The sequence below is a fragment of the Bradyrhizobium sp. SHOUNA76 genome (genome assembly GCF_023006445.1).
GTDB lineage: Bacteria > Pseudomonadota > Alphaproteobacteria > Rhizobiales > Xanthobacteraceae > Bradyrhizobium.
Map to the genome: position 1 here is coordinate 1 of NZ_JALBHA010000190.1, position 10,691 is coordinate 10,691.

Below are 10,691 nucleotides of genomic sequence, written 5' to 3' on the forward strand. Positions count from 1 at the left end.
ACTGTGGCAGGTGCGGCGGCTGCCCGACGACGTGCCGCTGCCGCTGTTCGAGGCGGCGACCGCCCGCGAACAGCCGGATGAGCATGCAAAGCCGCTGCCGCTGATGCCGCCCGCCGAGCAGGTGGTCGCGGACTACCAGACCATCCGGCTATCCCTCAAGGGCCATCCGATGGAATTTTTACGCGAGATGTTTTCGCGCGAGCGGGTGGTGGCCTGCAAGGCCATCAGCCATGAGAACGAGCGGCGCCGCGTCCGCTGCGCCGGCGTGGTTCTGGTGCGGCAACGGCCGGGCAGCGCCAGCGGCGTCGTATTCATGACGCTGGAGGACGAAACCGGCATCGCCAATGTCGTGGTGTGGCCCAAGATCATGGAGCAGTACCGCAAGGAGGTGATGGGCGCGCGCCTCATCCTGGTCGAGGGCTATATCCAGAGCAGCCCCGAGAAGGTGACACATCTCATCGCCCAGCGCATGGTCGACCGCTCACACGATCTGGTCGGCCTCGCCAACGATGCCCTAGGCCGCAAGCATACGGTGCCGGCAGGCGCCACTGTGGTCGAGCCCCTCAATGAAGACCCTCGCGCGCTCGCGGACATGCCGGCGCAAAAAATCCGTCACCCCCGCAACGTCCGCATCCTGCCGCCGTCGCGGGATTTTCATTGAGGGTTGTGACGCGAGCGTGCTGCCACACGCTCAGCTGCCGTAGGGTGGGCAAAGGCGCGTTAGCGCCGTGCCCACCATTTGGAGGTTTGTTCGCGAAAGCCGTGGGCACGCTTCCGCCTTCGCTCTTCGAGCTACGGCGGACAAGTCGCTTTGCCCACCCTAGGAGTCTTTCGACGGTGATTCTGCCCTCAAAAATTCACCCGGTTCGAGATCGCGCCGTCCACGACCAGGTTGGAGCCGGTCGTGAACGACGAAACCGGGCTCGCCAAAAACACCGCCGCGTTCGCGATGTCCTGCGGCGTTGCCATACGTCCGGTCGGGTTGCGCTTCATCGCGTCGTTGTAGCGCTCGGGCATGTTCTTTTCGATCATCTCCCAGACGCCGCCCTTGAAATAGACGGTGCCGGGCGACACCACGTTGACGCGGATCTTCTTCTTTGCATGTTGTCGCGCCAGTCCCTTGGCCATGTGGATCAGCGCGGCCTTGATCGGACCGTAGGAGCTGGCCGTGTCCGCTTGCGCCGCGGAGATCGACGAGATGATGACGAAGGCGGCATCGCCGCTGCTCTCGCCGCTGGCTTCGAGGAACGGCCGGGCGGCATCGAACGCATGCACGGCGCCGAGCACGTCGAGCTGGAAATTCTGCTGCCAGGATGCGGCGTCGTGACCTTGCGCCATCGCGCCCGCATTGGAGAACAGCATGTCGATGCCGCCGAGCTCCTTTGCAGCATTCTCGATCCAGGCTTTCAGCGTCACGCCGTCGGTGACGTCGACCGGGCTGCCGATGGCGCGAACGCCGCTCGCCTTCAACTCCGCGACCGTTGCCGCAACCTGATCGGCATTGCGCGCGCACACCGCAACATTGGTGCCTTCACCGGCCAGCGTCGCCGCAATCGCCCGCCCGATGCCGCGCGTGCCGCCGAGCACGATGGCGTTCTTTCCTTTGAGACCGAGATCCATTGCTGGGTTTTCCTTGTTGTTGTGCAGCAATCATAGCCGTTTCTCGAATTGCCCAGAAGCCTCCACATCGTCATTGCGAGCGCAGCGAAGCAATCCAGGAATGCATCCGTGGAGACGGTCTGGTTGCTTCGTCGCAAGAGCTCCTCGCAATGACGTAGAGAGACGCGCAGCTTGTTGAGCGATCTCGTGCCTCGTCCTCACCTGCCGTAGGGTGGGCAAAGGCGCGCGAGCGCCGTGCCCACCATTCCTCAACTTGTACAAAAGTCGTGGGCACGCTTCGCTTTGCCCACCCTACAAAAGCTCGTAAAAATTTCTTCCCTTCACTCCGGCGCAGCCCCCACCGGCGGGCCGCCGGGCGGGCGGTGCAGGAAGGTCAGCGAGACGTAGGCGCCAGCCCAGGAGCCGATCGCGGCGAAGGCGACATAGAAGGCGTTTTCGGTGTAGCTGATCACGGCGTAGGAGGAGAGCATGTACCAGACCGCGCTCCAGTTCGCCGCTGACATGCGCTTGCGCGCGATCACGGCCGAGGTGAACATCACATAGACCGCGTCGGTGGCCGCCGTCGCAACGAACACGGCGCCTGCGGTGAGGGGATCGATGGCGGCCATTGCAATCCTTTCTGTGAACGTGGGATGGTCAGGAAAACTAAAGGGAGAGAAGCGGCCATGCAAAGCCCTGCCGACATTCTCAAGGGCATCTGGACCTCTGCGGGCGGTGACGCCGCCGCCCTCGACCGCGTGCGGCTGACGGGCGCGGAGCCTCAAATCCCGTCCTCGTTTCGTGTCGCGGTCGCCGGGCAGACGACCATCGCCGCGGCGGGTCTCGCCGCCGCTGAAATCTGGCGACTGCGCAGTGGCGAGACGCAGGACGTCCATGTCGACCTGCGCCACGCCGTCGCCGAATGCCGCTCCGAGCGCTATTTGCGTCTCGATGACAAGCCGCCGCCGCCGGCCTGGGACGCCATCGCCGGCGTCTACAGGACCGGCGACAACCGCTTCGTGCGCTGCCACACCAACTTTCCGCATCATCGCGACGCCGTCTGCAAGGTGCTCGGCTGCGAGGCCGAGCGCGACAAGGTGCAGGCGGCGCTGATGCAATGGAAGGGAGAAGATTTCGAGACTGCGGCTTACGCCGCGGGCGGCGTCGTTGCGCTGATGCGCAGCTACGACGAATGGTCCGCGCTGCCGCAGGCGCATGCGCTCGCGCAATTGCCGCTGATCTCGATCGAGAAGATCGGCGAAGCCCCGCCAAAGCCGTGGCCGCAAGCATCATCGAACAACGATCGTCCGCTCTCGGGGCTTCGCGTGCTCGATCTCTCCCGCGTCATCGCAGGTCCCGTCGCCGGCCGCACGCTAGCTGCGCATGGCGCGGATGTGCTGCTGGTGTCAGGGCCGGAGCTGCCCGCCATTGACTGGCTCACCATCGACACCGGCCGCGGCAAGCTCACCACCTTCATCGAGCTGAAGAGCGTGACGGGCAGGGCACGATTGCGCGAACTGCTAGAGGACGCCGACATCTTCTCGCAAGGCTATCGCCCGCATGCGCTTGCCGTCCTCGGCTTTGCGCCGGAGGATGCAGCGAAGATCAATCCCGGCATTGTCTATGTGACGCTGTCGGCCTATGGCCACACCGGCCCCTGGGCCGGGCGACGCGGCTTCGATTCCCTGGTGCAGACCACGACCGGATTCAATCACGCCGAGGGGCGCGCTGCCGGCCTCGATGGTCCCAAGGAATTGCCGGCGCAAATGCTCGACCACGCCACCGGCTATCTGATGGCGTTCGGCGCGATGGTGGCCAGGGCGCGTCAGGCCCGCGACGGTGGCAGCTGGCACGTGCGCGTGTCGCTGGCGCAGACCGGGCGTTGGCTTTGGAATCTCGGCCGGCTCGACAGCGGATTGGATACCCCGGATCTTACGGGGGAGGCCGTACATGCTTCATTCATCGAGAGCATGCCATCTGGCTTCGGCATGTTGAAGGCGGTGCGCCATTCGGCGCTGCTGTCGAACACGCCGGCGCAATGGAGTCGTCCGGCGATGCCGCTCGGCAGTCATCCGGCACAGTGGCCGGTGCGAAGCTGACATGAAGCTGACACGTCGCAAAATTTTAATGCAAACCGAAAGGCGCCCAGCGTTTTTTAGGTTGTTTGAAATCGCAATTCGGCACTATTAGCGCGACCGATAAGGCAGGCGTCTGCCAAGATCGTCGCAGGCACGACCGGGCTCCATGGTAGTTGAAAATACCAAGCGATTGCAGGTGTTTAGAAAACAACGGGTGGTCACATCCGTAGTTTTACTAGCTCTTGCCGGTGTCGGCGCCGGTGCCTACGGCTTCCTCTCTTCGGGGGCCAAGGAAAAGAAGCACTCCGAGATCTCCAGCCAGTCGCGCAGGAATGCGCAGAACTTCACGCCCACACCGTCCGAATGGGCGACGCTGACGATCGAGCCGGTCAAGGCCAAGAGCTTCCGGGCCGAGTATGTCACCGAGGGCAAGGTCGCCGTCGACGAGGACCGTTCGACGCCGGTGTTCTCGCCCTATGCGGGCCGCGTCACCAAGCTGCTGGCCAAGCCGGGCGAGACGCTGAAGCAGGGTCAACCGCTGTTCACGATCGAGGCCGCCGACACGGTGCAGGCCCAGAATGATTTCATCGCGGCGATGACCTCGCAGAACAAGGCGAAGTCGGCGCTCGAGCTTTCCGACATCCAGTTCAAGCGCGCCAAGGACCTCTATGAGGGCCATGCCATTCCGCTCAAGGATTATCAGCAGGCGGAAGCGACCCAGGTTCAGGCGCGCAACGACATGCGCTCCTCCGGGACCGCGCTGGAAGCCGCGCGCAACAAGCTGCGCATCCTCGGCTTCACCGACGAGACCATCAAGGCGTTCCAGGACAAGGGCGTCATCGATCGGGAGATCACGATCTATTCGCCGATTGCCGGCACGGTCGTGCAGCGCAAGATCGGCCCTGGCCAGTACGTCAATTCCGGCGCCAGCGATCCGGTCTTCGTGATCGGCGACCTCTCCACCGTCTGGCTCACCGCGTTCGTGCGCGAGAGCGATGCGGCCGCGGTGTGCATCGGCCAGGACATCACCGTCAACGTGATGGCACTGCCGGGCCGGCCGCTGACCGCCAGGATCAACTACGTCGCCGCCTCGATCGACCCCAGCACCCGCCGCCTGCTGGTCCGCGCCACCATCGACAACAAGGACGGCCTGCTCAAGCCGGAGATGTTCGCCAACGTCACGATCTACTCGGCCGGCGACCGCGCCGCGCCGGCGGTGCCGAAGCAGGCGTTGATCTACGAAGCCGACAAGGTCCGTATCTGGGTCGCGCGCGAGGACAAATCGGTCGAGCTGCGCCAGATCAAGATCGGCCTCATCAACGGCAATCTCGTCGAGGTCACCAGCAATCTGAAGCCCGGCGAGCAGATCGTCACCAAAGGCAGCCTCTTCATCGACCGCGCGGCGTCCGGCAGCTGATCGACGACCCAAGAAAATTGAAGACCTGAATGGATCGTCTCGTCGCCCTTGCCGTCAACCGGCGCTTCCTGATGGTCGGGATGTTCGTCGCCGTGCTGATCGGCGGCCTGATTGCGTTCAACCAGCTCAACATCGAGGCCTATCCCGATCCGACCCCGCCGATGGTCGACATCGTGACGCAGAGCCCGGGACTGTCGGCGGAGGAGATCGAGCGCTACATCACGATCCCGATCGAGACCCAGGTCGCAGGCCTGAAGAATCTGACGACGATTCGCACCATCTCGCTCTACGGCCTCTCCGACATCAAGCTCCAGTTCTCCTTCGCCTACACCTATGACGAGGCGTTGCAGCAGGTGTTGAACCGCCTGGCGCAGCTTGCGCCGCTGCCGGGCAACGTGCAGCCGCAGATCTCGCCGCTCAGCCCGATCGGCGAGATTTTCCGCTACCGTCTCGTCGGTCCGCCGAACTACAGCGTGCTCGATCTCAAGACCATCCAGGACTGGATCCTCCAGCGCCGCTTTCGCGCCGTGCCGGGGGTCATCGACGTCACCGGTTGGGGTGGCAAGAGCAAGACCTATGAGCTCCAGGTCGACTTCAACAAGCTGGTCGCCAACGGTCTGACGCTGCCGCAATTGCTCCAGGCGGTCGGCAATTCCAACGTCAATGTCGGCGGTAACACCGTCAATATCGGCCAGCAATCGGCCGTCGTGCGCGGCGTCGGCCTGATCCGGTCGATCGACGATCTCGCCAATACCATGGTGGCACAGACAGGCGGCAATCCGGTGCTGGTCAAGGACGTCGCCACCGTCACCGTGGGCCAGAAGCCGCGCCTCGGCATCGCCGGCCTCGACGAGGCCGACGACATCGTGCAGGGCATCGTCCTGATGCGCCGCGGCGAGCAGAGCTCGCCGACCATCAAGCGGGTCCACCAGCTCGTTCAAACCATCAACAATTCCAGCATCCTGCCGCCGGGCGTGCGCATCGAGCGCATCTACGACCGCGGCGACCTGATCGAGCTCACCACCCACACGGTGCTGCACAACATGGTGGTCGGCATTCTGCTGATCGTGCTGCTGCAGTGGATCTTCCTCGGCGACCTGCGCAGTGCGCTGATCGTCGGCGCCACCATCCCGTTCGCGCTGTTCTTTGCCGTCATCATCCTGGTGTTGCGCGGGGAATCGGCCAATTTGCTGTCGGTCGGCGCGATCGATTTCGGCCTGATCGTCGATGCCACCGTCATCATGGTGGAGGCGATCTTCCGCCGTTTGACACAGACGACGCCGATGTCGGAATCCGAGCACATGTCGCCCGAGACGATGTTCGGCATGAAGAGCCACGCCATCCTCAGCGCGGCTGCCGACGTCTCGCGCTCGATCTTCTTTGCCGCGGCGATCATCATCGCGGCCTTCCTGCCGCTGTTCACGCTGTCGGGTGTCGAGGGCAACATCTTCGGGCCGATGGCCCGCACCTATGCCTACGCGCTTGCCGGCGGCCTGCTGGCGACGTTCACCGTGACCCCGGCGCTGTCCGCGATCATCCTGCCGGCGCATGTCCATGAGACTGAGACCAAGGTGATGCTGATCCTGCACCGGATCTACATGCCTGTGCTGAATTGGGCGGTCGCCAACCGCAACATCGTTCTCGGCGGTGCCGTCGGCCTGGTGTTGATGACGGTCGCGCTCGGCCGGCTGCTCGGCCTCGAATTCCTGCCGAAGCTGGAAGAGGGCAATCTCTGGATCCGCGCCACGCTGCCGCCGACCATCTCGCTCCAGGAAGGCAACAGCTACGTCAACGAGATGCGCAAGGTGATCCGCGCCCGGCCGGAGGTGGAGTCCGTCGTGTCGCAGCACGGCCGTCCCGACGACGGCACCGATGCCGCCGGCTTCTTCAACGCCGAGTTCTTCGCGCCGCTCAAGCCCGTGAGCCAGTGGCCCGGCACGCGCGACAAGGAAGAGCTGACCGCGGAGCTGCTGAAGCAGCTCGACGACCGCTTTCCGGGCGTCGAGTTCAACTTCTCGCAATATCTCCAGGACAACGTCTCCGAAGCCGTCTCCGGCGTGAAGGGGGAGAACTCGATCAAGTTGTTCGGCAGCGACCTGCAGGCACTGACCGACACTGCCAACAAGATCAAGCAGGTGCTGTCGACTGTGCAGGGCGTCACCGACCTTGCAGTGTTCACCTCACTCGGGCAGCCGACCGTCCAGATCGACATCGACCGCGCCAAGGCGGCGCGCTATGGCCTTGCGCCGGGCGACATCAACGCCACGATCAAGGTGGCGATCGGCGGTGACACCGCCGGCGATCTCTATGAGCCGGGCAGCGACCGTCACTTCCCGATCATCGTCCGCCTCGCGCCGGAATACCGCAGGAGCGCGGAAGCGATCCAGAACTTGCGGATCGGCGCGCCCGGGCCGAACGGCACCGTCACGCAAATCCCTCTGAGCGAAGTCGCCAACATCAGCCTCGTCTCCGGCGCCGCCTACATCTATCGCGAGCAGCAGGAACGCTATTTGCCGATCAAGTTCTCGGTGCGCGAGCGCGACCTCGGCAGCGCGATCCGCGAGGCGCAGCAGAAGATCGCCGACCAGGTGCAACTGCCGCCCGGCTCGCACATGGACTGGGTCGGCGAGTTCGGCAATCTCCAGGACGCGATCCGGCGGCTGTCGCTCGTTGTGCCGATCTCGCTGGCGCTGATCGGCGTGCTGCTCTGGTTCAATTTCGGCTCGATGACCGACACGCTGCTGGCCATGAGCGTGATCCCGATGGCGATCTTCGGCGGCGTGCTCGGTCTGTTGATCACAGGCACCGCATTCAGCGTTTCCGCGGCGATCGGCTTCATCGCGCTGTTCGGCATCGCTGTGATGGACGGCATCATCATCCTGTCGCAGTTCAACCAGCTCATCGAAGAAGGCATGGACCGCATGAGCGCGGTGATCCGCACCGGCGAGCTTCAGCTCCGGCCCGTGCTGATGACCTGCGTCGTCGCCGGCGTCGGCCTGCTGCCGGCGGCGCTGTCGGAGGGCATCGGCTCGCAGGTGCAGAAGCCGCTTGCGGTCGTCGTCGTCACCGGCATGATGCTGGCGCCGGTCGTGATCCTCGTGACCTTGCCGGTGCTGATCTCGTTCTTCTCGCGCCGCGCGCGCTGACCGTCAGAACCCGTAGAGCCGCGCCGGGTTGTCGACCAGGATCTTCTTGCGCACGCTCGCGTCCGGCGCCCATACCGGAAGCTGATTGAGCAGGCGCCCGTCGTCGATCTGGTAGAGCGGCGCGATGTCGGTTGCCTTGCGTCCCTCGACGCGGCTCGAATCCGGATGCGGCCAGTCGGTGCCCCAGACGATGCGATCCGGGTTGGCCGCGATCAGGGCCTGCGCGTACGGCACCATGTCCTGATAATCTGGCGCGAGCTTCGACGACCGGTAGGCGCCCGAAATCTTGACATAGGCCTTGCCGGACGTCACCAGCGCGACGAGATCGGAGAAGCCCGGCTGCTCCACGCCGTGTGATGCTTCGAGGCCGCCGAAATGGTCGAACACGACGGGTACCGGCGCCGTCTCGACGAGGTCCTTGATCGCCGAGATCATGGCAAGCGTGGTGTAGAGCTGCACGTGCCAGCCGCGCGCCTTCATGCGCTCGACTGCGGCGGTGAAGCGCGGTCGTCCGATATTGGGATCGTTGACGCCGCCGGTCGCGAGATTGAGGCGGATGCCGCGGAAACCGTCCTGATGCATCGTGTCGAGCGCGCTCTCCGGCGTCTTGTCGTCGATCACGGCGACGCCGCGTGCAGTCGCGCCGCGGGCTTTCATGCCGAATAGGGTCGATGAATTGTCGGTGCCGTAGACGCTCGGGGTAACGATGACCACGCGTTCGACATGCAGCGCCTTGTGCAGTGCGGCCATCTCCTCCGGAGAGGCCAGCTCGGGCGTGTAGACGCGCCCGGCGAAGAACGGAAACTTTTCGGGATCGCCGTGGATATGGGTGTGGCAGTCGCAGGCGTGCGGCGGGACGTCGAAATTGACCGGTGTCGCAGGCTGCACGGCTCGGGCGTGGGCTCTGTTGGTCATGGCTACTCCAGCGGCGAGGGAGGCAAGCAGGACGCTGCGTCGGTTGAGCACGATTTCTCTCCCTATTGTTGTTGTTTGGCAGTGGAGTCGGACAGTATCACATCAGCCCGGCAGCAGCTCCGCCTCGTTGCATAGCTGCTCGATGAGATCAGCAAGCAGGCGTGAGCCGTCGACGCGCACGACCGGGCAGGGCAGGCCCGCGAGCCAGGCTTCATCTTTTGGGAGACTGCGGCCCTCGCGATCCCCGGCTTCGTAGTGCGCGGCCCATTCGACGAACGATTCCGTCTCCTCATGACGCCAGCCGCCCTGTGCGATGGCGTCAGCTCCGAAATGCGCAGCCTCCCGGCCATGCAGGCGCTGCAGCCGAAGTTCGCGTGGCGTCGTCACAAAGACGACAAGGTCGAAGAACGGGACGACCTCGTTGCCCCAGCCGGTGACGGTTCCGCTCAGCACCCAATCGAGACGTGGCAGAAACATCTCGCGCATCAGGTGCAGTCGCTCGGAAGCGGGCCGCGTCGTCTGGTAGGGCGGCACGGTCGGCAGCCAGAAATAGTCGTCGCTGTCGTGATGCGGCAGCGCAAGCCGGCCAGCGAGTGCGCGACCGAGCGTCGCCACGCCGGCGCCGGAGGCCCCCATCAGATGGATGCGGCGGCTTCTCATGTTCACGCCCTGACCTGAACCGGCTTGGCGCCCGGTAAGAGCGAGCGCGACATCCAAGGCCGCCGCGCTCCGTTACGCAGCGCGGCGGCGCTTTGAGGTCCGTCCGCTCGTCGCGGGTTGAGCCGACAATGTCAGGCCCACGCCGCGACAATGCGCATGACCGTGCCGAACTCGGGATTTCCCGTCTCACCGAGGGCCTTATACAGGCTCTCGCGGTTCAAGCCCGCTTTCTTCGCGATCGCACTCATGCCGCGTGCACGCGCGACGAGGCCGAGCGCGTCGCGCACGAAATCGGCATCGCCAGTCTCCAGTGCGGCCGCGACATAGGCGGCTTGCCGCTCCTCGGTGTTGAGGTAGTCAGTGGCGTCGAATCGCGTCGTCTTGGATGCCGCTTTGACCGTCGTTTTTGCTGCTTTCGGCATCACAATGTCTCCGCTAGTTGCTGAGCTAGCTTGATGTCCTGTCGCTGCATGCGTTTGTCGCCTAGGCGGTGCAGGATGCTGTGAAGCGATGTTGCGCGGGTGCCTACTGCCCCGACGGCGTGCGCAGGCCGTGCCAGGCGTCGCGGACCTGGTGGTAGTGCACCTCGGGCAGGTAGTCCGGCGTGTTCAGGCTCAGTGTCTTGACGTCGAGATGGCCGGTAGCGCTGAGCAGCGTGTAGGAGGCGATGACGCGGTCGCGCAGCGCGCCGATCAGGCGGGCCTTGGCCTGGATCAAATCGGCCTGCGAGTTCAGCACGTCCACCGTCGTGCGCTGACCGCCGGCGGCCTCGCGCTGCACGCCCTGGAGCGCGACGGTCGCGGCTTTCACCTCGGACTCCGAAGCCGAGACCGTGATCTTGGCGCCCTCATTGGCAACCCAGGCGCTGACCGCCGC

The 10,691-nt window shown here is 64.7% G+C and carries 9 protein-coding genes and 1 pseudogene; 4 read left to right on the forward strand and 6 right to left on the reverse strand.

Annotated features, from left to right (window positions below):
- Positions 1 to 661, forward strand: a 661-nt coding sequence (locus MOV74_RS19840) for an OB-fold nucleic acid binding domain-containing protein (RefSeq protein WP_246925869.1), incomplete at its 5' end; no start/stop codon positions are given.
- 188 nt (positions 662 to 849) lie between these two features.
- Here the strand turns inward: MOV74_RS19840 and MOV74_RS19845 are convergent.
- Positions 850 to 1,620 carry an SDR family NAD(P)-dependent oxidoreductase gene (locus MOV74_RS19845; protein WP_246925871.1) on the reverse strand — a complete coding sequence of 257 codons (771 nt, stop codon included), beginning with the start codon at positions 1,618 to 1,620 and terminating at the stop codon, positions 850 to 852.
- A gap of 320 nt (positions 1,621 to 1,940) precedes the next feature.
- Positions 1,941 to 2,228 (reverse strand): hypothetical protein, encoded by a 288-nt coding sequence (locus MOV74_RS19850; protein WP_246925873.1) that lies wholly within the window; start codon positions 2,226 to 2,228, stop codon positions 1,941 to 1,943.
- 57 nt (positions 2,229 to 2,285) lie between these two features.
- On the opposite strand from MOV74_RS19850, the gene MOV74_RS19855 reads away from it, so the two are divergent.
- From MOV74_RS19855 to MOV74_RS19865, 3 genes are all read left to right on the forward strand, one after another.
- The gene (locus MOV74_RS19855) at positions 2,286 to 3,698 is read left to right on the forward strand and encodes a CoA transferase (protein WP_246925876.1); all 1,413 of its coding nucleotides are present in this window, start codon (positions 2,286 to 2,288) and stop codon (positions 3,696 to 3,698) included.
- Positions 3,699 to 3,843: 145 nt separating this feature from the next.
- Positions 3,844 to 5,094, forward strand: a complete 1,251-nt coding sequence (locus MOV74_RS19860) for an efflux RND transporter periplasmic adaptor subunit (RefSeq protein WP_246925878.1) — start codon at positions 3,844 to 3,846, stop codon at positions 5,092 to 5,094.
- Between the two features lie 29 nt (positions 5,095 to 5,123).
- Entirely contained in the window at positions 5,124 to 8,240 is a 3,117-nt protein-coding gene (locus MOV74_RS19865) for an efflux RND transporter permease subunit (protein WP_246925881.1), read from the forward strand.
- 3 nt (positions 8,241 to 8,243) lie between these two features.
- On the opposite strand, the gene MOV74_RS19870 is transcribed toward MOV74_RS19865, so the two are convergent.
- From MOV74_RS19870 to MOV74_RS19885, 4 genes and pseudogenes are all read right to left on the reverse strand, one after another.
- Positions 8,244 to 9,206 carry an amidohydrolase family protein gene (locus MOV74_RS19870; RefSeq protein ID WP_246925882.1) on the reverse strand — a complete coding sequence of 321 codons (963 nt, stop codon included), beginning with the start codon at positions 9,204 to 9,206 and terminating at the stop codon, positions 8,244 to 8,246.
- A 51-nt stretch (positions 9,207 to 9,257) separates the two neighbouring features.
- Positions 9,258 to 9,815: a hypothetical protein gene (locus tag MOV74_RS19875; protein WP_246925883.1), complete on the reverse strand. Its 558-nt coding sequence runs from the start codon at positions 9,813 to 9,815 to the stop codon at positions 9,258 to 9,260.
- Positions 9,816 to 9,887: 72 nt separating this feature from the next.
- A pseudogene (locus MOV74_RS19880) lies at positions 9,888 to 10,237 on the reverse strand (addiction module antidote protein).
- Positions 10,238 to 10,340: 103 nt separating this feature from the next.
- The coding region (locus MOV74_RS19885) for a TolC family protein (RefSeq protein WP_246925885.1) at positions 10,341 to 10,691 on the reverse strand (351 nt) is incomplete at its 5' end.